General features: G+C 68.6%; 28 protein-coding genes. 13 read left to right on the top strand and 15 right to left on the bottom strand.

Going from position 1 to position 25,797, the window contains the following annotated elements:
• Together BST17_RS29750 and BST17_RS24720 are read right to left on the bottom strand one after the other, a co-directional pair.
• Positions 1–100, bottom strand: a 100-nt coding sequence (locus tag BST17_RS29750) for a hypothetical protein (RefSeq protein WP_234807810.1), incomplete at its 3' end; no start/stop codon positions are given.
• Positions 97–1,323, bottom strand: coding sequence for an amidohydrolase family protein (locus BST17_RS24720; protein ID WP_083061546.1), 1,227 nt, complete (start codon positions 1,321–1,323; stop codon positions 97–99). The genes BST17_RS29750 and BST17_RS24720, both read right to left, overlap by 4 nt.
• 86 nt (positions 1,324–1,409) lie before the next feature.
• On the opposite strand from BST17_RS24720, the gene hglS reads away from it, so the two are divergent.
• Positions 1,410–2,807, top strand: coding sequence for a 2-oxoadipate dioxygenase/decarboxylase (gene hglS / locus BST17_RS24715; RefSeq protein WP_083061545.1), 1,398 nt, complete (start codon positions 1,410–1,412; stop codon positions 2,805–2,807).
• On the opposite strand, the gene BST17_RS24710 is transcribed toward hglS, so the two are convergent.
• The 10 genes from BST17_RS24710 to BST17_RS24665 all read right to left on the bottom strand — a co-directional run bounded on the left by BST17_RS24710 (position 2,785) and on the right by BST17_RS24665 (position 12,254).
• The gene (locus BST17_RS24710) at positions 2,785–3,771 is read right to left on the bottom strand and encodes an FUSC family protein (RefSeq protein ID WP_083061544.1); all 987 of its coding nucleotides are present in this window, start codon (positions 3,769–3,771) and stop codon (positions 2,785–2,787) included. The genes hglS and BST17_RS24710 overlap by 23 nt on opposite strands.
• 6 nt (positions 3,772–3,777) lie before the next feature.
• Positions 3,778–4,266 carry a (2Fe-2S)-binding protein gene (locus tag BST17_RS24705; protein ID WP_083061543.1) on the bottom strand — a complete coding sequence of 163 codons (489 nt, stop codon included), beginning with the start codon at positions 4,264–4,266 and terminating at the stop codon, positions 3,778–3,780.
• Positions 4,266–5,147 carry an FAD binding domain-containing protein gene (locus tag BST17_RS24700; RefSeq protein WP_083061552.1) on the bottom strand — a complete coding sequence of 294 codons (882 nt, stop codon included), beginning with the start codon at positions 5,145–5,147 and terminating at the stop codon, positions 4,266–4,268. Before BST17_RS24700 ends, BST17_RS24705 begins: the two co-directional genes overlap by 1 nt.
• The gene (locus tag BST17_RS24695) at positions 5,144–7,477 is read right to left on the bottom strand and encodes a xanthine dehydrogenase family protein molybdopterin-binding subunit (RefSeq protein ID WP_083061542.1); all 2,334 of its coding nucleotides are present in this window, start codon (positions 7,475–7,477) and stop codon (positions 5,144–5,146) included. Before BST17_RS24695 ends, BST17_RS24700 begins: the two co-directional genes overlap by 4 nt.
• On the bottom strand, positions 7,474–8,265 hold the full coding sequence (locus tag BST17_RS24690; RefSeq protein WP_234807809.1) for an ABC transporter permease: 792 nt from the start codon (positions 8,263–8,265) through the stop codon (positions 7,474–7,476). The genes BST17_RS24695 and BST17_RS24690 overlap by 4 nt, the downstream gene beginning before the upstream one ends.
• Positions 8,262–9,107 (bottom strand): ABC transporter permease, encoded by an 846-nt coding sequence (locus BST17_RS24685; protein WP_083061541.1) that lies wholly within the window; start codon positions 9,105–9,107, stop codon positions 8,262–8,264. The genes BST17_RS24690 and BST17_RS24685 overlap by 4 nt, the downstream gene beginning before the upstream one ends.
• Positions 9,104–9,883 (bottom strand): ABC transporter ATP-binding protein, encoded by a 780-nt coding sequence (locus BST17_RS24680; protein ID WP_407937767.1) that lies wholly within the window; start codon positions 9,881–9,883, stop codon positions 9,104–9,106. Before BST17_RS24680 ends, BST17_RS24685 begins: the two co-directional genes overlap by 4 nt.
• A gap of 67 nt (positions 9,884–9,950) precedes the next feature.
• A complete protein-coding gene (locus BST17_RS24675; RefSeq protein WP_083061539.1) occupies positions 9,951–10,934 on the bottom strand; it encodes an ABC transporter substrate-binding protein in 984 nt (327 codons plus the stop codon).
• A gap of 65 nt (positions 10,935–10,999) precedes the next feature.
• Positions 11,000–11,305, bottom strand: coding sequence for a hypothetical protein (locus BST17_RS24670; RefSeq protein WP_083061538.1), 306 nt, complete (start codon positions 11,303–11,305; stop codon positions 11,000–11,002).
• 4 nt (positions 11,306–11,309) lie between these two features.
• The gene (locus tag BST17_RS24665) at positions 11,310–12,254 is read right to left on the bottom strand and encodes an LLM class flavin-dependent oxidoreductase (protein ID WP_083061537.1); all 945 of its coding nucleotides are present in this window, start codon (positions 12,252–12,254) and stop codon (positions 11,310–11,312) included.
• Between the two features lie 201 nt (positions 12,255–12,455).
• On the opposite strand from BST17_RS24665, the gene BST17_RS24660 reads away from it, so the two are divergent.
• The gene (locus BST17_RS24660; protein WP_083061536.1) at positions 12,456–13,061 is read left to right on the top strand and encodes an SRPBCC family protein; all 606 of its coding nucleotides are present in this window, start codon (positions 12,456–12,458) and stop codon (positions 13,059–13,061) included.
• Between the two features lie 7 nt (positions 13,062–13,068).
• On the opposite strand, the gene BST17_RS24655 is transcribed toward BST17_RS24660, so the two are convergent.
• Positions 13,069–13,533 (bottom strand): RidA family protein, encoded by a 465-nt coding sequence (locus tag BST17_RS24655; RefSeq protein WP_083061535.1) that lies wholly within the window; start codon positions 13,531–13,533, stop codon positions 13,069–13,071.
• Positions 13,530–14,267, bottom strand: coding sequence for a GntR family transcriptional regulator (locus tag BST17_RS24650; RefSeq protein ID WP_083061534.1), 738 nt, complete (start codon positions 14,265–14,267; stop codon positions 13,530–13,532). Before BST17_RS24650 ends, BST17_RS24655 begins: the two co-directional genes overlap by 4 nt.
• A gap of 118 nt (positions 14,268–14,385) precedes the next feature.
• Between BST17_RS24650 and BST17_RS24645 the strand changes: the two genes are divergently transcribed.
• The 9 genes from BST17_RS24645 to BST17_RS24605 all read left to right on the top strand — a co-directional run bounded on the left by BST17_RS24645 (position 14,386) and on the right by BST17_RS24605 (position 23,317).
• On the top strand, positions 14,386–15,600 hold the full coding sequence (locus BST17_RS24645; protein WP_083061533.1) for a cytochrome P450: 1,215 nt from the start codon (positions 14,386–14,388) through the stop codon (positions 15,598–15,600).
• Positions 15,601–15,660: 60 nt separating this feature from the next.
• Complete coding sequence (locus tag BST17_RS24640; RefSeq protein ID WP_083061532.1) at positions 15,661–17,139, top strand: aldehyde dehydrogenase family protein; 1,479 nt, start codon at positions 15,661–15,663, stop codon at positions 17,137–17,139.
• A 47-nt stretch (positions 17,140–17,186) separates the two neighbouring features.
• Positions 17,187–17,972 (top strand): acyl-CoA thioesterase, encoded by a 786-nt coding sequence (locus BST17_RS24635; RefSeq protein ID WP_083061531.1) that lies wholly within the window; start codon positions 17,187–17,189, stop codon positions 17,970–17,972.
• Positions 17,973–18,093: 121 nt separating this feature from the next.
• On the top strand, positions 18,094–18,249 hold the full coding sequence (locus BST17_RS24630; protein ID WP_234807808.1) for a three-helix bundle dimerization domain-containing protein: 156 nt from the start codon (positions 18,094–18,096) through the stop codon (positions 18,247–18,249).
• 31 nt (positions 18,250–18,280) lie between these two features.
• Positions 18,281–19,333 carry a DUF7847 domain-containing protein gene (locus BST17_RS24625; RefSeq protein WP_083061529.1) on the top strand — a complete coding sequence of 351 codons (1,053 nt, stop codon included), beginning with the start codon at positions 18,281–18,283 and terminating at the stop codon, positions 19,331–19,333.
• A gap of 3 nt (positions 19,334–19,336) precedes the next feature.
• The gene (locus BST17_RS24620; protein ID WP_083061528.1) at positions 19,337–19,936 is read left to right on the top strand and encodes a DUF4129 domain-containing protein; all 600 of its coding nucleotides are present in this window, start codon (positions 19,337–19,339) and stop codon (positions 19,934–19,936) included.
• Entirely contained in the window at positions 19,933–21,045 is a 1,113-nt protein-coding gene (locus BST17_RS24615) for a DUF4350 domain-containing protein (protein ID WP_083061527.1), read from the top strand. Before BST17_RS24620 ends, BST17_RS24615 begins: the two co-directional genes overlap by 4 nt.
• Positions 21,042–21,995 (top strand): AAA family ATPase, encoded by a 954-nt coding sequence (locus BST17_RS24610; protein WP_083061526.1) that lies wholly within the window; start codon positions 21,042–21,044, stop codon positions 21,993–21,995. Before BST17_RS24615 ends, BST17_RS24610 begins: the two co-directional genes overlap by 4 nt.
• Positions 21,995–23,317, top strand: coding sequence for a DUF58 domain-containing protein (locus BST17_RS24605; protein ID WP_083061525.1), 1,323 nt, complete (start codon positions 21,995–21,997; stop codon positions 23,315–23,317). Before BST17_RS24610 ends, BST17_RS24605 begins: the two co-directional genes overlap by 1 nt.
• Here the strand turns inward: BST17_RS24605 and BST17_RS24600 are convergent.
• Entirely contained in the window at positions 23,314–24,306 is a 993-nt protein-coding gene (locus BST17_RS24600; protein WP_083061524.1) for a stage II sporulation protein M, read from the bottom strand. The genes BST17_RS24605 and BST17_RS24600 overlap by 4 nt on opposite strands.
• Before the next feature lie 27 nt (positions 24,307–24,333).
• Between BST17_RS24600 and BST17_RS24595 the strand changes: the two genes are divergently transcribed.
• Positions 24,334–25,167: an RDD family protein gene (locus tag BST17_RS24595; protein ID WP_083061523.1), complete on the top strand. Its 834-nt coding sequence runs from the start codon at positions 24,334–24,336 to the stop codon at positions 25,165–25,167.
• A gap of 51 nt (positions 25,168–25,218) precedes the next feature.
• The gene (locus BST17_RS24590) at positions 25,219–25,788 is read left to right on the top strand and encodes a TetR/AcrR family transcriptional regulator (protein ID WP_083061522.1); all 570 of its coding nucleotides are present in this window, start codon (positions 25,219–25,221) and stop codon (positions 25,786–25,788) included.
• Positions 25,789–25,797 lie beyond the last annotated feature (9 nt).

Genomic DNA, 25,797 nt, shown 5'->3' with positions numbered 1-25,797 from the left:
TGTCCATACCGTGTTCCTCGGCAGCAACAGCAAGTTCGACCAACTCCCGAGGCGCAAACTGCTCCGCCGACGCCTTAAAGCCCAGTTTCAGTTCCATCAGCAGCAGCCACTGCGGATGGGGGCAGGGGCCGGCACCGCGGGCTGGGGTGCGCCACCGTGCCAGGTCACCTGACGGGACGGTGGTGGCGTCTGCTCACTGCGGCTCTCGACCAGGGCGACCCCGTCCACGACCACCGCTGCGATGCCCGGAAGGTCGCCGAGGGCAAAGCATTCCAGTCCGTCGCGGGCCGTCGACCCGGTGATCGGCCCCAGCACCACGAAGTCGGCGGGCCTGCCGACCGCGAGTACTCCGGTGTCGAGGCCGTGCGCGGCAGCCGTCTGACCCGTGCCCGCCGCGACGGCGGTCGCGGGGTCCAGTCCGCACACCGATGACAGGAAGCAGATGTTGCGCAGCATCCCGCGCGGGATCACCCCGGTACCGCCCGGTGTATCGGTGCCCAACGTCAACCGATCGATCTGATTGCGCGAGACGAGCTCGTCGACAACGAGTTTGGTCGCCCGGTAGTTCATCGAACTACACACCTCGAGCTTCGCCTCGGGCAGCTCCTCGATGATCGCGACGATATCGGCGTCGGGTGCCGGGATGGGCCCGCCCGAGATGTGGCCGACGATGTCGGGACGCACCGCCGTGACGACATCGCGGCCGGCGACCCTGCTGGACCCGGACCGCGAGACGCCGCCGGAGTGCATCTTGACGGTCATGCCCCGCTCGTGTGCCCACGACATGTACCGCTGAGCTTCGCCGTCTCCCAACCGGTTCCAGTCGTAGAAGATGAACTTCAGTTGGTCGATGCCCTCACGCCGGGCGCGGTCGAAGTGGTCTTCGGTCATCCCGGGCACCAGCAGCACGGTGCCGGCGTTCACCTTGATCCCGGACGGGCGCATCCGCCCGGTGGTGTGCTTGGACGTGATCGCGATGCTCAACACCAGTTCCGGTGTCAGCGCGGTGAAGTCCAGACCGGGAATGTGCAGTTCACCCGCCGAGACCATCGACGTCGACCCACCGTGCAGGTAGTTGTGGAACCAGCCCACCGCGTTCTGCGCCGGAGTCCACTCCCCGAAGGTGGGATGGATGTGGCCGTCGACGAGGCCGGGGATGACGGTGAGACCGCCGGCCGACAGCACCCGATCGGGGTGGGGATGCTCGGCGCCGATGCCGGTGATGATGCCGTCCTCCACCACCAAACTGGTGTCGCGCAGCGGTTCCCGGGAGCGGTCTCCCGGAACGAGCAGACCGATATCGGTGACGAGAAGCGTTGCCATGTTCCCACTTTTCTATCGATTGGATCCAGTATACGATACAGCGATGGTGCCGATTGCGCCGTCGAAACTACGAGGAGGACGCGCCGATGTCCGTCGTCAGCTCATGGGAGATGCGGGCCGAGTTCGCCCGGTCGCTGTCCCGGATGTACGGCGCCGAGGTGCCCGCCTACCTCGACCTCGTCGAGGTAGCCGCCCAGGTCAACCACGATGTGCTCGCCCGCAATGGTGCCGATGCCGAAACCCTGGGTAGCGCAGGCAGAGTGGCCGAGGAACGGCATGGCGCGATCCGGGTCGGCACGCCTGCGGAGATGCGTCAGGTCGCCACCATCTTCGGCGGCTTCGGCATGCATCCGGTCGGCTTCTACGACCTGCGCGACGCGGCGGCCAGCGCGGTCCCGGTGGTCTCCACCGCATTCCGGCCGGTCGATCCGGAAGAATTGGCGCTCAACCCCTTCCGGGTGTTCACCTCGATGCTCGTCATCGACGATCGCCGCTTCTTCTCCCCGGACATCACCGCGCGGCTTGCCGAGTTCCTGGACGCACGCGTGCTTTTCACCGATGAGCTCGTTGCCCTGGGGGCGCGGGCACGATCCGACGGGTGCCTGCCGCGCTCGGAAGCCGACCGCTTCATCGGGCTGGCGACCGCCGCATTCGAGCTGTCCGACGATCCGGTGGACCGATCGTGGTATGCCGAACTCGACGCCATCTCCTCGGTCGCCGCCGACATCGGTGGGGTGAGCACCACCCATATCAACCACCTCACCCCGCGGGTACTGGACATCGACGACCTCTACCAGCGCATGGCTGCACGCGGTATCACGATGATTGATGCCATCCAGGGCCCGCCGCGCTGGGCGGGTCCTGATGTCCTGCTGCGCCAGACATCGTTCAAGGCACTCGCCGAACCGCGTCGCTTCCGTGCCGACGATGGCACGGTGCACACCGATTCGCTGCGAGTCCGGTTCGGTGAGGTCGAGGCCCGCGGGGTGGCGCTGACTAGGTCGGGGCGTGACCTCTACGACACGATGATGGCCGAGGTCGACGCCCGGTGCGCTGCGCAGCCCGATGCCGCCCGGCCCGATATCGCCCAGCAGGTGTGGTGCGAAAACCTGCCCACCTCCTATCGCGAGCTGGCCCTGCGCGATCTGGCCTACTTCACCTTCAGCGTGGCACCCGAAGCGGACCGGCGTGAGCCCGCCGGCCGGGATCTGCCCAGCCTCCTCGGAGCCGGTTGGCTGGTACCGCATCCGATCGTGTACGAGGATTTCCTGCCCCGCTCGGCGGCCGGGATCTTCCAGTCCAACCTGTCCTCGCAGGGCCGCAAGGACACCTCGGTCGCCGGCGCCGATCGCAGCATCGACTGGATGTCGGACATCCTCGGCGTCCCGGTCGCCGATCCGTACCGACTCTATGCCGAGCAACGGCAACGCTCCCTCGACGAGGTATCGCAACACCTGGGGTTCACCGTCGCCGCGCCGGCCTGAGCATCCCTGCGGCCCAGGGCGGCCCGAAGATCACCACGGCCACGATGCCGGCGCCCGCGATGTTCATCAGTAGCCGGACCCCGCCCTCGTACCAGGGGAAGATGGCCGGATACTCGCTGGTGAGCAGTAATACCGGCGGGCCGGTGACGGCCCACCACGTGTAGTTGACCGGGCGCAGCGCCATCGCCAGCAGGAACAGCACGATGATGAGCGCGATGACGACCGGTTGGGCCGGGGTGGCCGCCAGGATCGCCGCCGCCAGCACCGCGCCGATCAGATTGCCCGACAACCGTTGCGCCAGCCGGATGCCTGTGGCGGTGGTGTCGCCCTGGATGGAGAGCACCACACCGGTGACCAACCAGTGGGCGCCGATCACGTCATCGGGCACCGCCGCGGCGGCCGCGGTCGCTGCCGCCACCGCAGTACCGAGTCCGGCCACATGACCCCACGTCGGCAGTGCAGACGACCGTGCGGGTACCGACGGGGCGCGGGATTTGCCGATGGCGGTGACGCCGATGTGGGCCGCGGCCGCCACGGACACCACCGCGGAGCCGACCAGGTACAACGCCGCGGGTGATCCCGCCGTCCGCTCCATGTGCATGGCCACCAGCACCACCGTCAGCGCAGCGGTCGGCCCCAGCCGCGGCACCACCGCTCCGAGCATCGCGGAAAGCACGGTGGCACAGGACAACAGCAGCTCATTGCCGTTGCAGGCGAGCACCGTCACGGTCCCCAGTCCGACCGCCGCGGTGCGCACGCCGATCACCTTGACGGCCTCGTCGACGGCCGCCGGGATTCCCGGCACCGCGGTCAGCACCACTCCCAGGGCGATCGCCGCACCGGAAGCAGACCGCCCCAGGGCGTCACACACCACGAACACCGCACCCAGCGCGACGGCCAGCCACAGCGAAATCCCCCAGGCCGGCGAACCCGTCGACCGGTACAGCTCACGCGCGGTGGGCAATCGGGGCTACTCGCGTACCTCGGCGGCCTCCAGGACCGCGTCGACGATGCCCTGATAGCCCGTGCACCGGCAGATGTTGCCCGACAGCGCTTCCCGCACGCCGTGCTCGGTCAGCGGCTTCTCCCGGTCGGTATCGCGCAACAGCTCGACGGCGGTCACCAGGATGCCCGGCGTACAGAAACCGCATTGCAACCCACGTTGCCGGGCGAAGCACTCCCGCAGGCGCGGTGCCTCCTCGTATTCGTCGAGCCCCTCCACCGTGGTCACGGTGCGCCCGTCCACCTGGACCGCCAACGTCAGGCAGGCCCGCGCGCTGGCGCCGTCGATGAACACCGAGCAGGCACCACAGACACCGTGTTCACACCCGAGATGGGTTCCGGTCAAGCCGATTTCGTCACGCAGGAAGTCGGCCAGCATCAGCCGGGCCGGCACGGCGCGTTCGAACACCTGACCGTTGACGGTCACCGAGATCACCACATTCGTCGCTGTGTTCACTACCACTGTGCTGTCGACTCCTCGAATCGCTCGGAAGCCCGGTGCTGGGCCGCGGTCATCGCCTCGATCAGCGCCGCCGCGCACAGGTGGCGCGCGTAGGCCTCGTCATCGGCCGCAGGTTCGGTCTCGGCCACCCACCCGGCGGCCACGTGCTCCCACAGCGCGGGGCCTGGATGTTCGCCCACGGCGGCACCGCCGGTGAACAACACGGGGCGGTCGGCGGCATTGAGCACCGCGGCCCGGATCTCCCGGACCCGGCCGTCGTCGCCGAGCCGGAGCACCACACCGGCACCGGCCAGTCCGTAATCACCGTGCTGGTGCGCGTATTCGACGAATCCCCAGCCCTGGTCGGGACCGATCGCCGGTATCGAGATCCAGGTCAGCATCTCGTCGGGTTCCAGCGCATTGGTGTAGAAGGAGACGAACATGTCCTGTGCGGCCACCGTCCGTCGTCCCCGGCGCAGCGATTCGACGTGACAGGTGGCCCCGAGCGCCACCGCGGCCAGCGGCATCTCGGCGGCCGGGTCGGCATGGGCGATCGATCCGCCGATGGTGCCCCGATTACGGATGCCGATGTGCCCGATATAGCTCGCCGCGTCGGCCAGCAGCGGTGCGCGGGCCGCGATCAGCGGATCGGTCTCGACCGTGCGGTGCGTGACGAGGGCCCCGAGGATGAGGTCTCCGGTGTCATCGAAGATCCGGGTCAGTTCGGTGAGGCCACCGATGTCGATCAACACCGCCGGCCGCGCCAGCCGGAGGTTCATCAACGTCAGCAACGACTGTCCGCCGGCCAACAGCTTGGCATCGGGGTGGCGGGCCAGCATGTCCAAAGCCTCGGCCACCGAACCAGGGCGCGCGTAGTCGAATTCGGCCGGCTTCACGCGACCGCCCGCGGTGCGTGCATCGCGCGCCACAGCGCGCCGGTGTCGATCGGCGTGCCGGCCACGTGGAATCCCCCGCCCACCGCGTCGTCCACGGCGGAGGCCACCGCTGCGTACACCGCGATGGTGCCACTCTCACCCGCCCCGCGGACCCCTATCGGGTTGACCGGGGTGTCGACGTGCAGGTGGCGCACCGCGACCCGCGGCACGTCGGTGGACAGTGGCAGGTGGTAGGCCGCGAACGTCGTCGACAGCGGATGTCCGGCGGGTGAATAGTTCCACTGTTCGAACAGCGCACCGCCGACACCCTGGGCGACGCCGCCCACGATCTGGCCCTCCACCACCTTGGGGTTGATCTCGCGCCCACCCTCGTGGGCCACCGCGTACCGCAGCACGGTCACGATGCCGGTCCGCCGGTGCACACCGAGGATGACCGCGTGCACACCCATGGTCCAGGTGACGGTAGTGGGACGGAAGACGGCCGTGACGTCGATGGCACCGCCGCCTTCCTGGCTTCCCCCCACCGCCTGCGACCCGGCCAGCTCCGCCCATCCCAGGCTGCGGTCGCCGACGGTGAACAGGCCGTCGGCGTAGTCGGCGGGCACGGTTGAACCGAGCACCGACGCGGCACGCGCGCAGGCCATTTCGATGAGATCACCGGCCGCCTGGTGGATGGCCGAGCCCGCCAGGATGGCCGAGCGACTGGCGAACGTGCCAACCCCTTCGGGTAACCGCTCGGTGTCGGCGGGCACGTAGCGCACCATGTCCAGTGGCACGTGCAGCGCATCGGCGGCAACCTGCGCGAAGACGGTCTCGTGGGCCTGCCCCGCGCTGGCGGCCCCGGCGGTGACCTCCAACCCACCCTCGGGCAGCAATCGGATCCGGGCGGTCTCGTGCGGTCCGCGCCCGGTGGCCTCCAGGTAACTCGACAGGCCGTATCCGACCCGGTGGTCCGGGTACTCGGCCTCGAGGGCGTCCACATCAGAGGGCGGGAGCGCCTCGGTCACGGCGTCCAGGCAGGCCAGGTAGTCGGCCCCGTCATAGCAGATCGGCACGCCGTCGCGGTACGGGATGGGCCGCGCGTAGGGCAGATCGTTGCGAGTCAACAGGTTTCGGCGGCGGATCTCGGCGCTGCTCAGGCCCAGCTCCCGGGCGGCGGCGTCGAGGGTGCGCTCGAAGGCGAAGGTGGCCTCGGGCCGGCCTGCCCCACGATATTGCGCCACCAGGGTCTTGTTGGTCAGCGCCGCGCGGCCCGAGATCCTGGCGGCCGGGACGCGGTAGGGCCCGAGCAGGTGGATGGCGGTGTTGGCGACGATCCCGGCCACCCACAGGCTGCCTGCCCCGATGTCGACGACGAAGTCGTCCTCCCAGGCCAGGATCCGGCCGTCCCGGTCCACCGCGAGCCGCGTGCGGTGTAGCTGGTCGCGGCCCTGTGCGCTGGCTGCGAGGTGCTCCTGGCGGTCCTCCACCCAGATCAACCGGTGACCGGTGCGGCGGGCCAGCACGGCGAGCACGATCTCCTCGCTGTACACGTTGGCCTTGGTGCCGAAGCCGCCGCCCACATCGGGGACCACGACCTTGACCTCCCGGGACGGCCACCCGGTCACCCCGCAGATCGCCTTGCGCACCATGTGCGGCACCTGGGTGGAGGTGACGAGTTCGAGTTGCCCACGGCGCGGGTCATATTCGGCGCGCACCCCGCGGCACTCCAGCGGCACCGCTCCGTGGCGGCCCATCCGGTAGGTGCCCTCGACGACCCGGTGGGCGCCGGACCACGCGGCGCCGGGATCGCCGAAGGCGTAGGTCAGGCGGGCCGCCTCATTGCTGTCCAGATGCTCGAAGAGCACCGGGCTGTCGACGTCGAGTGCGGCTTCGGCATCTGTCACCACCGGCAGCGGGGTGTAGCCGATCTCGATGGCCTCCAGCGCATCCTCGGCGCGGTAGCGGTCCTCGGCCACGACGACCGCGATCGGTTGCCCGATGTAGTGCACCCGTTCGTCGGCCAGGATCGGCAGCCGTTGCTCGGCCAGCACGCAGTCCGTGGCGGCGCTGAAGTCGGCTTCCGGGCGGGTCAACAGCGGTATCGGGACACCGGCGATGCCCAGATCGGTGGCCGTCCAGACGCCGAGGACCCCCGGCATCCGCCGGGCCCGGGAGGCATCGATCGACTCGATCAGCGCATGGGGTTCGGTCGACCGCAGGAAGACGACGTGGTGGGCACCATCGGCGTGGTCGGCGAGGAAGCGGCCACGTCCGGCCAGCAGGCGTTCGTCCTCACGCCGCGGAACGGACTGCCCGATGTAGCCGGCGGCCGGTTCGTGCGCGCTCAATGTATCCGCTTCTCCCACTGCCACAGTGCGATCGATATCGCGAACGACACGGTGATCAACAGCAGGATGGTGGCCACCATGGACGGATACTCGCCGTGGCTGTAGGACTGCAGCACCACTCTGCCCAGCCCGCGACGGGTCGCGAAGAACTCCGAGAGCACCACACCGACGACGGCGAGGCTGACGGCCAGCCGGATACCGGTCAGCAGCGGGCGCCGGATCGCCGGAAAGATGATGTGTACCAACCGCTGCCAGGCGTTGGCCTGCACCGACCTGGCCAGCTTCCAGTACACCCGTGGGATCTCCTGGACACCGGTGGACACGTTGATCAGCACCGGGAAGAGCGCGAACAGCACACCCATGACCACCTTGGATCCTGACAGCGAGAAGATCGGCAGCAGAATCGGGTACAGCACGATCTTGGGGATGCCGTTGAGCATGATGAGCAGCGGCTCGAAGATCAGCCGCAGCTTCTCCGACAGCCCGAGCAGCAGGCCCAGCGATCCGCCGATGGCGGTGCCGATGGCGAACGCCAGCACCACGGCCTGCGCGGTCACCTGCATGTCGAACAGATAGCTCGGGTCGGTCAGGTTCGACACCAGGACCGCGAAGGTGGCGGCCGGCGACGGGATGACGAAGGTGAGGCCGGACACCACTTCCCAGATGACGACCATCAGGGCGGCCAGCGCGATGGACCCGAAGAGCTGACCCTCGAAGAAGGAGCGCAGCCGGCGCGGTGGGCGGGTCTCCGGGGCGGGTACACCCGGTGTGGTCAGGGTCGATGTCACTGTGTTCTCCCTCGCAGTAGCACCCGCTCGACCAGTGCCAGCAGGACGGTGAGCAGACACGACAGCATCAGCACGACCACGATGTAGGCGAACATCGCGATGTTGTCGAACGTCTCGTAGAGATAGCGGATCCGGTAGCCCAGCCCGGCCTGTGCGGTGGTGAACTCCATGGCGATGGTGCCGATGAGCGCGTACACCACGGCCAGCCGCAGACCCGCGACGATGAACGGCCCAGCGGCCGGGATGGCGACCGAGAACAACACCTGGCGCGGTGAGGCGTTCAGCGAGCGGGCCAGTTTCATGTAGACCGGGCGCATGCCCTTGAGACCCACGGTGGTGTTGAGCGCCATGGGTATTGCCGCCATGATCGTGGCCAGGATGATGACCGAGGTGGCATTGATACCGACCAGCACGATCATCACCGGGTAGAACAGCACGAGAGGCACGGCGTAAAAGGACACCAGATACGGTTCGAAGATCCGGCCGACGTACGGCAGCTTCCAGAACAGCAGTCCGGCGCCGAGCCCCAGCAGGGCTCCGAACACCAGGGAGACGGCGACCTCGATACCGGTACGGCGGGCGTCCTCCCAGAACTGAGGCAGCACCATCTGGTTACCCAGTTCGGTGAGAATGGTTGTGGGAGCGGGCAGGATGCTGTCATCCCACAGTCCGGTGCGGGCGCCGAGTTCGCAGATCACGAAGAACAGCACCACCAGACCGGTGGTGGCCAGCGCACTGACCGCACCCTTGCCGAGCCTGCGCCTGGTCGGCGTGGGTGTCGGCTGGTGCGACGGCAGCGTCTCGGCCGGCAGATCGCCCTCGGCCAGGTAGGAGGTCGTCATGTCGTGGCAGCCTCTTGTTGCTTGAACCCGCGCATCGATTCGGCCTGCAGGGAGCCCCAGATCCGATTGTGCAATTCGTTGAACTCCGGTGTCGAGACCACGCCCGCGTCGCGGGTCTCGGGTAGATCGATGTCGACGACGTCGATGATGGTGCCCGGCCGGTAGGACATCACCCAGACCTGCTGGGACAGCAGGATCGCCTCGGAGATGTCGTGGGTGACGAACACGATGGTCTGGTTGGTGCGCGCCCAGATCTGACGCACCTCCGCGCCCAGGAACAACCGGGTCTGCTGATCGAGTGCTGCGAAGGGCTCGTCCATCAGCACCACCTCGGGCTGCACGGCCAACGTGCGGGCCAGTGCCACGCGCTGCCGCATCCCGCCGGAAAGCTGTGACGGATAGGACTTCTCGAAACCGGCCAAGCCGACCAGGTCGATGGCGTCCTTGGCCCGCTTGCGCTGCTCGCCCTTGTCCACCCCGATCATCTGCATCGCGAACCGGACGTTCTCCTCCACCGTCCGCCACGGCAGCGTGGAATCCTCCTGGAACACCACGCCGATCTTGGGGTCCGGACCGGTGACGGGTTTGCCCGCCACGCGCACGGTGCCCGAGGAGGCCTTCTGCAGCCCCGAGATGACCGCCAGCAGTGTCGATTTACCACAACCACTGGGCCCGACGATCGATACGAAGCTGGCGTGCGGGACGTGTTCGGTGACGGACTTGACGGCCGTGACCGTGCCCGACGGGCTGTCGAAGACAACCGAAACGTTGTTCATCTCAATGCCTTGCGGCGTCATGTGCTCTTCTCCGATCGTGCGGGGTCGTCGGTGCCGGTACGGCCTGTCAGAAGGTTGCGCGGGCGTCCTCGGGCAGGTACTGCTGATCCAAAACGGTGGCCCAGTCGACCGGTTCGGTAATCTGCCCGGCGCCCACCATCAGCTCGGAAAGATTTGTCAGGCCGTCCTTGTCGACGGTCAGCGAATACCCCTTCGCCAGGTCCGGGGTGGCTTCGAAGGACGCCTTCATCACCTCTTCGGTGACCCCGACCAGCGGCGCGAGCTCGGCTGCGGCCGCATCCGGGTCGGCGACCAGCCATTCGTTGAGCCGGTCGGCGACCTCGAAGAAGGCCCGCAGGTTGTCCGGATTGGCCTCGGCGTAGTCGTTGTTCACCGCCACCAGGTCGGCGGGCAGATCGCCGAGGATGTCCCGTGATTCGACGAGGACCTCGGCGTTCTCCTCGGATTCCTTGGCGGCGATGAAGGGTTGCATGGCCCACCCGGCGGTGATCTGGTCGGCCTTGGCCGCGGTCCAGTTGTCCCCCATGCCGCCGACAGCCTGCGCGCGGACCCCGAGGTCACGCTCGAGAGCCTTGACCAGAAGTTCGGTGGAGGAACCCGCCGAGCTGAACCCGAGCACCGCGTTGTCCAGGGTCCGTCCGGGCGGGGCGATCCAGGCGAAGTCGTTGAGCTGGAACCACGGTGCGATGACGGTCAGATTCGAGCTGGGCTGCTGAGCAGCCAGCAGCACCGAGGTGTTGCCGGCGATGGCCAGGTCGGCGTCGCCACTGGTGACCACGCGCATCGTGTTGCCGCCCCCGCCGCCGGAGAACAGGTCGACCTCCAGGCCTTTCTCCTTGAACCAGCCCTTGTCGATACCGACCTGCAGGATCGCCATGAAGGGCAGGCTGTCGACGCCGGTGGCCGAGATGCTCAGCGTGTTCGTGCCGGCACCCCCTTCGGGAGCGGCGGACTCGTCGGCGCAGGCCGCCGTTCCGATGGTGAGCAGGGTTGCGATTCCTACCGCAGCACACTTCTTGACGAGGGACATTGGCGACCTCCAGGTGGGTTCTCGGGTGAATTCGGGTCCAGATGGGGTTTTCATGGTGCGGCCGGCTAGTGCCGCGGTCGGTGGCGGCGGGTCCGCCGTTGTCTGCGGCCGAGGCAGCGCGCGATCTCCAGCCCGACGGCAACGCCGGCCATCGCCGCCGCGGCGGTGAGGTTGCCCGGCACCGGCCGGGCGTCGCCCGCGTCACGGTCACCGAACGTGGTCTCGTCCGCAGGGTGCACGGGTTGCGTTGCGGTGGTCACGATTCCGTCGGCGGGTGTGAGGGCGCGGTGCAATGGCGGCGGGGCGCCCGGCACCGGTGCACCGGGCGCGGGGAACCGCACCGGGGGCTGTGCAGATGTGCCGACGGTCATGGACTCAGAGACCCGCGACGATATCGGCGAAGGCACGGATGGTTGGTTCCCTGCTCTGGCCGGGCCGGACGAACGGGACGATCGACACCTGGTTCACGCCGAGGGATTCGATCTCCTTGAGCCGCTGCGCGCACTCGTCGGGGGTACCTGCGAGGGCGAACAGGTCCACCAGCTCGTCGGGAACGAGGTCGGCGTGGGAGGCCTCGGTATCCATGTGGTGGTAGTAGTCATAGGACTCTCGGATCCGACCGATGGCCGCTTCCAGCGCCGGGTCAACCTGGGCCGGCAGCGGACGGATGGCCACCCGCGAGACATGCGCGCGCACCAGGTCGCGCGCCTCGGTGCGGTCGGGTCCGATGGCCGTCGGGGTCCACAACACGATGTGCAGATCGTCGAGGGTGCGCCCGGATTCCTTGGCACCCTTCTCGATGGTGGCCAGCGCGGCTTCGATGAAATGCGGTGCGGTGCCGACCAGCACGATCACGCCGTCGGCGATCCGCCCGGACATCTGCAGGATCTTGGGTGCCGACGCGGCGATGTAGATCGGGATGTCCACCGGCCCGGTCAGGTAATTCAGGTGGTACTCGGCGCCGCTGGTCGGTTCCACCGCCTTCTCCCCGCGAAACAGGGTGCGCAGCTCGGTGATCGACTCTTCGAGTTCGGCGAGCTTCTGCGGCTTGAGCCCCATGGTCCGCAAGGACGAGTCGCCGGTGCCGATACCCAAAGCCACACGGCCGCTGGTAAATTCGGCCAGAGTGGCCCAGGACGAGGCCAGCAGCGACTGGTGGCGGGTCACCGCGTTGGTCACGCCGGTGCCGAAGATGATGCGCGTGGTACCAACCGCGGCCGCCCCCATCACGGTCGACGATTCCCGCCAGATGTTCTGCGAGTCGCCGAACCACACGTTGTCGTAGCCGAGTTCCTCACTCAACCGGACGTAGTCGCACATCGTTCCGACCGGTTCGGTGGGAAAGAGTCCGACACCTTTACTCAACACCTTTTAGGGCCTCTCTTCGGCTTTTCGGGGGTGTGATCGGCCTGCTCAGGCCGTCCGTTGGGTGATACTGTATATCGGATCCAATCATCCCGCAGGGTAACTGCAAGATTCCGTTCTCAGGATCGAAACCCCCTGGTCACCGAGGAGAAAGCCATGCAACTCGTCAACGAGTTCACCGTCGATGCGTCCCTGGACTCGACGTGGTCGGCACTCACCGACATCCCCCGGATGGCGTCCTGCATCCCCGGTGCGGAAATCGAGTCCATCGACGGCGCCGACTTCGACGGCAAGGTGGCGGTGAAGGTCGGACCCGTCGGGCTGACCCTGCAGGGCAAGGGGACAGTGGTCAGTCAGGATGACGGCGCGCACACGATGGTGGTGCGGGGCGCGGCCCGCGACCGCAAGGGACAGGGGTCTGCCGAGGCGACGATCTCCATCGCGGCTCACGAGGATTCCGGTCGAACAGCGGTGGTGGTCACCACCGACCTGGACCTCGGCGGTCGCATCGCCCAATTTGGCAGTGGGGTCATCTCCCAGGTGAGCGGCCGCATCATCAAACAGTTCGTGAGCCGGCTCGACACGATGATCGCCGCACCGGGCTCGACCGGCGGCGCCCCGGCCGACCTGCGCGTTCGTGCGGCGCCGGCAACCCGGGCCCGCATCGCGGTCCCGGCCGGCTTCGCCCAGCTCGGCGCCACCGCGCTCGCCGGTGTCGCGCTGGGCATCGCCGTCGGCCGGGCGGTGTACGCCCACCGCTGAGGAACGATCAATCGTATACTGCCGCAACAAGTTCGAGCTCCACACACGCCCCGCCGGGCAGCGACGCCACGCCGATCGCGGTACGCGCGTGCGCGCCGACCTGTTCGCCGAACACCTCCAGGAACAACTCCGACGCGCCGTCGATGACACCGGGCTGGGCAGCGAAGTCCGGCACCGCCCGGACGTAACCGCGCAGGTGCAGCAGCGCGCTCACCCGCTCCAGGCCGACCGCGGCGTCCACCGCACCGAGCAGGTTGAGACCCGCGATCCTGGCCTGCGCCTTGGCATCTGCGGCCGACACGTGGCCCCCGACAAGGCCCGCCAGACCTGGCCCGGCGCTTGTGCGCGCGGTGGCACCCGACACCCACAACTGACCGCCATACAAGCGCGTCGGGTAGTACGCCCCCTTGGGCGCCGGTGCCGGTGGGATGCACAGACCGAGTTCCACCAACCGATCACGCACGCTCGTCACGCCGACGGCTGCTCTTCGGCGCCGAGCACCCGCCTGAGGTGGTCGATCGAATGCGACCGGTGTTGATGATTGAGCGCGATCACCCTGTCGACGTCTCCCTCGGCCATCGCTTCGGTCATCAACACGTGCTCACAGTTCACCTTCGCCAGATCCAGTAGATCGGCATACAGCGGGCGGTATGGATCAGCCATGTTCCACAGCTGGTTCACGATCCGCTTGGTGCGGGACAGCTCGCTCTGCTCGAAGGTCAGGTAGTGGAACTGCCGATTCGCCACGCCGACGGCGACCATGTCGTCATCGGCCACCGCGCGATCCATCTCGGCCATCAGCAGACGCATCTCGGCGATGATCTCCGGCGCGACCGGTGTGCTCATCGCGTCGCGGATGAGCTCTTCCTCCAGCAGACTCCGCAACCGGAACACCTCGGTCAGTTCCGCGAGCCCGAGTTTCACGACGCGATAGCCACTGTGCGGTTCGTAGGTGACGTACTCCTCGGCCTCCAGACTTTTCAGCGCCTCGCGGATCGGGATCCGCGACATGCCGAGCTGTTCGGCCAACGCCTCTTGGACGATGGGCGTGCCCGGCGCCAGCCGTCCGGACGTGATGTCGTTACGCAATACCTCGACCACGGCCTGCTGGGCGGTCTTCGGGCGCACGAATCCGGCACGCGGCTCCTGGGCCTGCCTGCTGCCGCGTCGGCGAGGCGAAGACCCGATATCGGCTCTGGTCGGCACGCGACCCCCCTTTCGTGGTGATTGGATACTCTATGCGATACGGCGCGGCCGGCCATCTTCCTGAGGCCGAAAATCGAAGTCCTACCGTCCATACTAAAAGGTATGTAACAGTGGGCGGATGGAATCTCGTCAGCTGAACCCGGCCGAGCTCAGCCCGTTCTGGGACGGCGACGTCAGCGCTCGGCTGCGCAACTTCGCCGAGCTGCGCGAACGCAGTGGCGGTATCGAGCACCTCGACGCGCCCGGTGGCGGCGGATTCTGGTCGGTGACCTCCCATTCCGCCGTGCGCGCGGTGACCAGGGATCCGCAGCGGTTCAGCAGTACGGCGGGCTTCTCGATCGACGACATGCCACCGGAGCTGCTGGAGATGATGGGGTCGATCATCGCGATGGACGACCCCCGTCATCAGCGGTACCGCAACCTGGTCAAGGTGGCCTTCGCCCCCCGCGCAATCCGTCAGATGACCGCTTACGTCGGCGAACTCACCGACGGCATCATCGAGACGATCCGGGATGCCCGTGACTTCGAATTCGTCGAGACCGTCGGCGCGCATCTGCCGTTCCAGGTGATCTCGGATCTGCTGGCCATCCCGGCAGCCGACCGTCCGCGACTGCGTGAACTCATCGATCTCATCCTCGGTGCCACCGACGAGGACGTCAGCGACCTGAGCACCGCGGCGACGGCGGTCGTCGAGTTCTTCGGCTACACCATCGAACTCGGCAAGGACCGCAGACGGAACCCCGGTGACGACATCACCTCGGCACTCATGCTCGCCGAGGTCGACGGAAAGCACCTGACGCCACAGGAGTTCGGGTCCTTCGTGCTGCTGCTGGCCGCCGCGGGCAACGACACCACCCGCACCGGCCTGGCCTGGGCGATGCACCTACTGAGCACGCACCCGGATCAGAAGCGGGCACTGGCAACCGATTTCGACACCCTGCAGGCTGCCGCCATCGACGAGATCCTGCGCTGGTCCGCACCGGTGCTCCACATGCGCCGCACGGCCACCGTGGACGCCAGGCTCGGCGCCCACACCATCGGGGCCGGCGACAAGGTGGTCGTGTGGTACCTGGCGGCCAACCACGATCCCGCCGTGTTCACCGATCCCGACGGTTTCGACATCGCACGGCCCAACGCCGGAGACGGTGTCGCCTTCGGCGCCGGCGGACCGCACTTCTGCCTCGGCGCCGGACTGGCTCGGATGGAGATGCGGGTGGTACTCGGCAAGTTGCTCGCGGCGTTCCCGGACCTGCACACCACCGCCCCGCCGGACCTGCTGCGCTCCGTGTTCGTCCATGGCATCAAGAAGCTGCCGTGCTCGACCGGGTGTTGACCCCGCCCCGTCCGCGATGCTAAGCAGGTGCTCAGCATTTCCGGCGACGAAGGGCCACCGATGACATCCACGTTCTCCGACACCGCGCTGCAGTCCGTCCTCGACGATTTGGCGAACCGGCCCGGCACGGGCGAGCTCATCCCCGTCATCGATCCCGCCACCGAGGAGCAGATCACCGAGTTCCGCGACTGCGGTGTGGAGGCGGTCAACGACGCGGTCGCCAAGGCCAAGGCCGCATACCTGTCCGGGGTGTGGACCGACATCCCGGCCCGGCAGCGCGCCAAGGTGCTGTGGAAGCTCGGTGACCTGATCGACGCGCACGCAAAGGATTTCGCCGCGCTGGAATCACTGGACGCCGGCATGCCACCGTTCCAGGCCGAGATGATCGTCTCGACCTGTGCGGAGTTCTTCCGGTACTACGCAGGCTGGTGCACCAAGCTCAACGGCAACAGCTACCAGGTGCAGATGGAGGGCGGCGTCAACAGCAACTTCTCCAATCTGCACGCCTACACGTCCAAGGAGCCCTACGGCGTCGTCGGCCTGATCTACCCGTGGAACGGTCCGCTGTTCAACGCCTGCGCCAAGATCGCCCCGGCATTGGCCGCCGGGTGCAGCATCGTGGTCAAACCCGCCGAGGAGACCCCACTGTCGGCGGTGCTGCTGGAGCGGCTCATCCGGGAGGCCGGCGTGCCCGACGGCGTGGCCAACTTCGTCATCGGCTACGGCGCCACCGCGGGCGCGGCCATCACCGCCCATCCCGATGTCGAGAAGGTCGCGTTCACCGGCTCGACCGAGGTCGGTAAGCAGATCATGCGCGACTCGGCCGACAATCTGAAGAAGGTCACCCTTGAACTGGGCGGCAAGTCGCCCGTGCTGATCTATGAGGACGCCGATCTGGACATGGCCATCCTGATGGCCTCGATGGGCATCTTCGTGCACTCCGGCCAGGGTTGCGTGTGTGGCTCGCGAGTATTCGTGCAGCGCAGCGTCTTCGACCGGGTGGTCGAGGGCATCTCGATGCTCGGCGACAACCTCATGCTCGGCGGCCCCAAGGACGAGGGCGCCATGATCAGCCCGCTGGTCAGCCAGAAGCAACTCGACCGCGTGCTCGGCTACATCGAACAGGGCCGGTCCGACGGCAACGAAATCGTCTCCGGTGGCTACCGACTGGACCGCAAGGGCTATTTCGTCAAGCCCACCGTGATCACCGGTGTCGACCCGGCCACCAGCCGCCTCTACCGGGAGGAGATCTTCGGCCCCGTCGTCACGATCCTGCCCTTCGACGAGGACGACGAGGCCATCGCGATGGCCAACGACACCAGCTACGGGCTGGCCGGCACGGTGTGGACCAGCAATCTGGCCCGCGCGCACAGCCTGGCCAAGCGCCTTCAGGCGGGCATGATCGGGCTGAACTGTCAGCTGACGTTCGACCACAATGTGCCCTTCGGCGGGTACAAGCAGTCCGGGATCGGCAAGGAATTCGGCTACGAGGGTATCGACGCCTATCTCAAGACCAAGAGCATCTGGGCGCAGTTGTAGCCACCCGGGCGGAGGCCGCCCAACCAACCAGTTGATACGGTCCGGTGATGACCGACACCAGTTGGATCGCCGGGCTCCTCGACTTCGAGCGGGACGGTGATGTGTTCATCGCCCCGCAATGGAGCGCCCCCGGCGACCGACTGTTCGGCGGCCTCATCGCCGCACAATCCCTGGGCGCGGCGGGGGCCACAGTCCATCCCGACAAGCACCCGCAGTCCCTGCACGCCTATTTCGTCCGCGGCGGAAAATACGGAATCGACGTCGAGATGCAGGTTGAGCGAACCCGCGACGGCCGGTCCTTCGATACCCGCCGGGTGACCGCCCGCCAGCACGGCAAGGTCATCCTGGAGATGATCGCCTCATTCCAGATCCCGGAAGACGGTGCCGATTGGCACCCGGCGCGGGCGGCCGGCGTGTCCCTGGACGACGCGATCCCCAAGACCCCGGAGCTGGACTCCGCAGACCGGTTCGAGTTGCGCTGCGACCCCGCCGACGACTCCCCGTTCGCGGTCCCGCCGTTCTGGATCCGCACCCGTGACGACATCGAGAACGACCCACTGATCAGGGCCTGCACGCTGACCTACATGTCCGACCTCGGCCCGGTGCCCGCGGCCCGCCCGCCGGGCACTCCGATCGCCGAAGACGTCGGCTTCGCCGCCAGTCTGGACCATTCGGTGTGGTTCCACCGCCCCTTCATCCCGGACCGCTGGCACCGCTACGAGGTCGATTCGCTGGGCAACAGCCACTCCCGCGGGCTGGTGGTCGGCGGGTTCTACGATCTCGACGGATCGCTCATCGCCAACACCACGCAGCAGGCGCTCTGGCGATTGTGAGCAAACTCGCCCAAGACTGGACCCCCGACGGCTTGACCCCGGAGTCGACTGTCAACAAAGATCATGTCCCGTGTTGAGGTTGCCGGAAAGCGAACAGATCGCGGCTGTCGAGGACCGTCTGGTGAAACGATTCACCGGCATCTCGGCCGATACGGTGCGCGACACCGTCGCGACCGCACACCAACACTTCATCGAGAGCACCGTCCGCGACTACATCGCGCTGCTCGTCGAGCGGCGCGCCTTCGCCGCCCTGAATACGGCCACCCCCGCGTCCTGACATCGCGCGCCCGTCCAGGCAGGATGGGTGCATGACGGGCTTCGCGGGCGGATACCAGCCGTACTACCCGCCACCGCAGTACTGCGCGCCGCCGCCGCTCAAGCCGGGCATCATCCCGCTGCGACCGTTGAACCTCTCCGACATCTTCAACGGTGCGTTCGCCTACATCCGCGCCAACCCGAAGACGACGCTGGGCCTGACAACGATTGTGGTGCTGTTGTCCCAGTTGGCGTCCCTGCTGTTGCAGGTCGGCCCACTGGCCGCCGCGGGCGCCCTGGAACCGGTATCCGACGACGCGACCTACGCCGAGTTGGACGCCGAACTCGGTGGGCTGATCGGCTCCCTGGTCGGCAGCCTCGCCGGTGCCGCGGCCACCTGGATCTCGTCGATCCTGCTCAGCGGGCTACTGACCGTCATCGTGGGTCGCGCGATCTTCGGCGCCGGCATCTCCGCGGGTGAAGCCTGGCGGCGGTTGCGTCCGCGACTGCTCGCCCTGCTCGGCGTCACCGCGCTGGAGACGCTCGGTGCCGTCCTGCTGCTGGCGGCCGTCGGCACGGTCATCGCCGTGGTGGCCATCGCGCTCAACGGCTGGGTCGCCTTCTTCGTCGGGGTACCGCTGGTGCTCGCCGCGTTGGTGGCGCTGGCCTTCGTCTTCACCAAGCTCAGTTTCGCGCCCACCCTCGTGGTGCTGGAGCGGCTGCCCGTGATCGCGGCGATCGAGCGGTCGTTCGCACTGGTGCGCAACGACTTCTGGCGCATCTTCGGGATCAGGCTGCTGGCCATGCTCGTCGCCGGCGTGATCGCCGGAGCGGTATCGGTCCCGTTCAGTCTGGGCGGGCAGATCCTCATGATCGCGGCGGGTTCGGCCGCCGCCACCGTCGGCGGGCTGGTGCTCGTCACCGTCGGTGCCGCGATCGGCCAGATCCTCACCGCCCCGTTCACCGCCGGGGTCGTGGTGCTGCAGTACACCGACCGCCGGATCCGCGCCGAGGCCTTCGACCTGGTGCTGCAGACCGGTGCCGGTCACGCCCCGGCCGGGCCGCAGGATTCGACCGACCACCTCTGGCTGACCCGGCGTCCCTGACCCGTGACCGGCCTGAACATCGACGGCGACGCCGCCCACGACGCCGCCCAGCGCGAACTCATCAAGCCCATCTATCCCCGGCCGTCTCTGACCGATCGACTGGCCGGCTGGTTCGACGAGCTCCTCTATAAGGCGTTCACCAACGGCGACTGGCTGCCCGGCGGCTGGATCACCCTGGCGCTGCTCAGCATCTTCGTCATCGCCGCCGCTCTCGTCGGGTGGCGATTGGTCCGGCGCACCATGGGCTCGGCCCGCAACGCCGGCGCCCCGGTGCTCGGCGACCAGACCCGCACCGCCGCCGAGCACCGCGCACAGGCACAGACCGCCGCTGCCCGCGGCGACTGGGCCACCGCCATCCGGCACCGACTGCGCGCCGTCGCGCGCGAACTCGAGGAAACCGGCGCCCTTGACCCGGTACCCGGGCGCACCGCCACCGAGCTGGCCCGCGCAGCGGCGGCCGCCCGGCCCGACCTCGACGATGAATTCCGTACGGCCACCGACACCTTCAACGGGGTCAGCTACGGCGCCCGGCCGGGCACCGAGGCGGCTTATGTCCAGATCGCCGGGCTGGACGACCGGTTGCGCGGGGCGCGGACCCGATGACCGCGCAGCGTCGGCGCACCATGTGGTCGGTCGGGTTGGCCCTCGCGCTCATCGTGGCCGTCTCGGCGCTGAGCGCCTATCTGACCGCGCCCCGCCGGGGCGGTCTGCTCGAAGCCGCCTCGACCGCACCCGATGGCGCGCACGCGCTGGTCACCCTGCTGGACGATCACGGCGTGCAGGTGGTGGTGGCCGACGACCTGGACGCGGTCGCGGCCGCGGCCCGTCCCGACACGCTGATCGCGGTGGCGCAGACGTTCTTCCTGCTCGACGAGAGCGGGCTCGAGCGGCTGGCCACGCTACCCGGGGACCGCCTGCTGATCGCCCCCGCATCCGCCACCCGGGAGGTGCTCGCGCCCGGAATCGAGCTCGACGACTCCGTGCAGTTCGGTGGACCGCCGGACTGCGACCTGCGGGAGGCCGTCAGCGCCGGCGATGTGCAGTTCGGCATCAGCGATGCCTACCGCCGGGCCGACGACCTGCCGGCGACCCGCTGCTATGACGGCGCCCTACTGCGCTACCAGGACGGCGGGCGCACCGTGACCGTCGTGGGCAGTGGTGACTTCATGACCAACGCCGGCCTGCTCGGGCAGGGCAGCGCGGCCCTGGCCATGAACCTCGCGGGCACCCACGACAGGGTCATCTGGTATGCGCCGCAACGGATCGAGGGCGAGACGACCGGCGACGGATCGCTGTTCGACCTGCTGCCCGCGCAGGTCGAGTGGGCGGTCCTGCAGATCGGCGTGGCGGTGCTGCTGGTGGCCTGGTGGCGGGGACGCCGACTCGGACCGCTGGTCGCCGAGAGCCTGCCGGTGGTGGTGCGGGCCTCGGAGACCGTGGAGGGCCGGGCCCGGCTGTACCGGTCCCGGCGGGCCCGCGACCGTGCCGCCGACGCGCTGCGCACCGCGACACTGGCCCGGCTGCGTCCGCGCCTGGGGCTGGGCCCGCACCCGACACCCGCCGCGGTCTCCCAGGCCATCGCCCACCGCACCGGTATCGATTCGAATGCGCTGTCACACAGCCTGTTCGGGCCGGCCCCGGAGAACGATGGACAGTTGCTCGCGCTCGCTCACCACCTCGACGACATCGAAAGGCAGGTCGCACAGTCGTGACTCAACCCGAGGCCGTACGGGAAGCGTTGCTCGCCCTGCGCAGTGAGATCTCCAAGGCCGTCGTCGGTCAGGACGCGGTGGTCAGCGGATTGGTCATCGCGCTGCTCTGTCGGGGGCATGTCCTGCTCGAAGGCGTGCCCGGGGTCGCCAAGACGCTGCTGGTGCGCAGCCTGGCCGCAACGCTGCAGCTGGACTTCAAGCGGGTGCAGTTCACCCCCGACCTGATGCCCGGTGATGTCACCGGATCCCTGGTCTACGACGCGCGCACCGCCGAGTTCGAGTTCCGCGCCGGTCCGGTGTTCACCAACCTGCTGCTGGCCGACGAGATCAACCGGACCCCACCCAAGACGCAGGCCGCGCTGCTGGAGGCGATGGAGGAACGTCAGGTCACCGTCGACGGGGAAGCACGCCCCCTGCCGGATCCGTTCATCGTGGCGGCCACCCAGAACCCGATCGAGTACGAGGGCACCTATCAGCTGCCCGAGGCCCAGCTCGACCGATTCCTGCTGAAGCTGAATGTGCCGTTGCCGCCACGCGAGCAGGAGATCGCCATCCTGCACCGGCACGCAACCGGTTTCGACCCGCGCGACCTGTCCGCGCTGGCCGCGGTCGCGGGTCCGGCCGATCTGGCCGCCGGCCGGGACGCGGTGCGGCAGGTGCTGGTCGCCGACGAGATCCTGACCTACATCGTCGACATCGTCGGCGCGACAAGGTATTCACCCGCGCTGCAGCTGGGCGTGTCACCGCGCGGTGCGACGGCGCTGCTGGCCACCGCCCGCTCGTGGGCGTGGTTGTCCGGTCGCAATTTCGTCACACCCGATGACGTCAAGGCCATGGCGCGGCCGACATTGCGGCACCGGGTGGCGTTGCGCCCGGAAGCCGAACTCGAGGGTGCCGATGCCGACGGCGTGCTGGACGGGATCCTGGCGTCGGTGCCGGTGCCACGCTAGTGATCCTCACCGGCCGAGCCGGCCTGCTGGCACTGATCGGGGTGTTGCCGATCATCGTGTCCCCCTGGCCGGCAACGATGTTCGCAATCGTCACCGGGTCGATCGTGGTGCTGGTGATCGCCGATGCCGGGCTGGCCGCGAGCACCGCACACGTGGAGCTGCGACGTGATGGTGACACCACCGCGCGGTTGGGACAGCCCGTGCGCGTCGCACTGGAGATCGCCCATCGGGGCGCACGCCGGTGGCGTGGCGAGATCCGGGACGCCTGGGCGCCCAGTGCCCGCGCCCGGCCACGTTCCCAGCGGCTGGACATCGCAGCGGGCGGCCGCACCCGAATCGTCACCGAACTCGCGCCCGTGCGGCGTGGCGATCAGCAGGCGGCGCGGGTCACCGTCCGGTCGATCGGCCCCCTCGGCCTGGCCGGACGCCAGCGGACACTGCGCGCCGACTGGCAGGTACGGGTGCTGCCGCCGTTCCTGTCCCGTAAGCATCTCCCCTCCCGGCTGGCCAGGCTGCGCGAGCTCGACGGCATGGTGCCGGTTCTCATCCGCGGCCAGGGCACCGAATTCGACGCGCTCCGTGAGTATGTCGTCGGCGATGATGTCCGCTCCATCGACTGGCGGGCCACCGCGCGGCGGGCCGACGTCGTGGTGCGGACCTGGCGGCCGGAGCGGGATCGCCGGGTCGTCATCGTGCTCGACACCGGCCGCACCTCGGCGGGCCGTATCGGGGTGGATCCGTTGTCCGCGGATCCGGCCGGCTGGCCCCGCCTGGACTGGTCCATGGACGCCGCTCTGCTGCTCGCGGCGCTGGCGTCCCGGGCCGGTGACCACGTCGACTTCCTGGCCCACGACCGCGTCACCCGCGCCGGCCTGTTCGGCGCCGCGCGCCGCGAGTTGCTGGCCCAGCTGGTCTCGGTACTGGCCCCCCTGCAGCCCGCCCTGCTCGAATCGGATGCCACCGCGATGGTGGCGGCCGTGCAGCGACGGGTGCGCCGGCGTGCGCTGGTGGTCCTGCTGACCGACCTCAACGCCTCCGCGCTCGACGAGGGGCTGCTGGCGGTGCTGCCGCAGCTGGTGGCTCGGCATCAGGTGCTGGTCGCATCGGTGTCCGATCCGCGGGTGGACATGTTGGCGGCGGGCCGGGCCGATGCCGCGCAGGTGTATGACGCCGCGGCTGCCGAACGTGCACGCAACGACCGCCGCGCGATCGCCGACCGACTGCGCGGGCACGGTGTCGACGTCGTCGACGCCGCGCCGGAGGAACTGGCCCCGGCACTGGCCGACCGGTACCTGGCGATGAAGGCCACCGGCCGCCTCTAAGCGGTGGGTACGACGTCGGGCGCGTCCTCGATGTCCCCGGTCTCCCCGGCCCGGGAGGCCCTGCGCCCGAAGTAGGCCACGTAGCTCAGGAACCCGATCTCGGCGGCCACCCCGATGGCGATGCGTAGCCACGTCGGCAGTGGCGACGGCGTCACCACCGCCTCGATCACCCCGGAGATCAGCAGCACCACGACAAGCCCGCCGGCCACCGAGACCACCGCCCGGCCGCGCTCGGCGAGCACCTGGCCGCGGGGCCGGTCCCCCGGTGCGATGACCGACCAGCCCAACCGCATCCCCGCGGCCGCCGCCAGGAACACCGCCGTCAGCTCCAACAGCCCGTGCGGGGTGATCAGCCCCAGGAACAGATCGCCCTTGCCGGCGCCGAACATCAGGCCGCCGGACACCCCGACGTTGGCGGCGTTCTGCAGGAGCACCCACGGGATGGGCATGCCGAGCAAGACGGCGAACGCGATGCACTGCGCGGCGACCCAGGCGTTGTTGACCCACACCCGCAGGCCGAACGACCCGGCCGGACTCTCGCTGTAATAGGACTCGAAGTCGTGATTGATCAGCTGTTGCAACTCGGCCGGGGTGCCCAGGGTGGCACGTACCTCTGGGCTGCCGGCCACCCAGAATCCGATCAGGACGGCCACGAACAGGAAGCCGACCGCCGAACCGAGCCACCAACGTCGGCAGTCGTAGGCCACCACCGGGAAGGACACCGTCCAGAAGCGGAGGAACTCCCGCCACAGCGGGGCGCGCTCGCCGGTGACCGCCGCCCGCGCCCTGGCCACCAGCCCGGACAGCCGGCCGACCAGAACCGCGTCGCCGGAAGCGCTGCGCACCACCGACAGCTGGGTCGACACCCGCTGGTACAGGTCGACGAGTTCGTCGATCTCGGCGCCGGACAGCGTGCGCCGCCGCTTGAGCAGCTGCTCCAGGCGATCCCACGCCGGGGTGTGGGCGAGCACGAACGCGTCGACATCCACGCCCGCGATCCTAGTAGCGTCGCCATCATGGTCTTCCAGCCAGAACCCGTGGTCACCGGCGACGCGGTCGCACTCGACGTGTCGATCGCGCAGTTGCCGGTCCGGGCCGCCGCCGCCCTGATCGACATCGTGGTGATGGGTGCCGGCTATCTGATCCTGGCCGTGCTGTGGGCGCTGACGCTCGCCGACGTCGACCCGGCGCTGTCGGCAGCCGTGCTGATCATCTTCCTGGTGCTTGTGTTGGTGGGCTATCCGGTGATCTTCGAGATGGCGTCCGGGGGCCGCTCGCTGGGCAAGATGGCGCTGGGTCTGCGCGTCGTTTCCGACGACGGTGGTCCGGAACGCTTGCGCCAGGCGGTTTTCCGGGCACTGGCCAGTGTGATCGAGATCTGGATGCTGACCGGCGGACCGGCGGTGATATGCAGCATGATCTCGCCGAAGGGCAAGCGCATCGGTGACGTGTTCGCCGGCACCATGGTGATCAGCGAGCGAGCGCCCCGACTCGCCCCACCGCCCCCGATGCCACCCGGCCTGGCCTGGTGGGCCGCCACCCTGCAGCTGTCGGGGCTCGCGCCCGAGCAGGCCGACATGGCGCGGCAGTTCCTGTCCCGGGCCGCGCAACTTCAACCGGCGATGCGTGCGCAGATGGCGTACCGCATCACCGGTGAGGTGGTGTCCCGGATCTCGCCGCCTCCGCCGCCGGGGGCACCCGCCGAACAGATCCTGGCGGCGGTGCTGGCCGAGCGGCACCGGCGCGAACTCGCCCGCCTGCAGGTGACCCCACCCGGTTGGCCGCAGCCGGGCGCTCCCACCGCCGGGGCGCCGGCCCCATCGCAAGGCGGCTTCGCCCCACCCTCTTGATTTTGAGACATCGGTGTCCCATTTTGGGATATTTGTGCTATCTTTAGCGTCATGAGTGTCCACGACATCGCGGAATCCGGCGTGCGTAACCGCACCCGGCGCGCGATCGTCGCGGCAGCCATCGGCGTCATGACCGATAACCCGACCGCGCCGCTGGGCGATATCGCCGAGGCCGCCGGCGTCGGGCGCAGCACCCTGCACCGGTACTTTCCGGAACGGACGGACCTACTGCGCGCGGTCGCGCTGGAGGTGCACGCCGCCAGCAATGCCGCCATCGAAGCGGCCGACCCGACCAACGGCCCGATCGTCCCGGCCCTGCGCCGGGTGGTGGAGAGTCAGCTCGACCTGGGCCCGATCATGCTGTACGTCTACACCGAACCGCTGATCCAGGCCGACCGCGAACTCGCCGCGTTCCTGGACACCGGCGACGAGGTGATCACCGAGATACTCGCGCGCGCAACGGCAGATCGGCCCGCATACCCACCAGGGTGGTCGCGGCGGGTGTTCTGGTCACTGCTGCTCAGTGGCTACTCCGCCGTCCGGGACGACGGCATCCCGCGCCATCAGGTCGTCGACGCCATCATGAACAGCCTCACTCAGGGCACCATCACCTCCGCTTAAGGATCTTTG

The organism is Mycolicibacterium bacteremicum, from assembly GCF_002086115.1.
Classification (GTDB): Bacteria; Actinomycetota; Actinomycetes; order Mycobacteriales; family Mycobacteriaceae; genus Mycobacterium; species Mycobacterium bacteremicum.
Note: the sequence above shows the minus strand (reverse complement) of the source record. Positions and strands in the feature narration are given on the sequence as shown.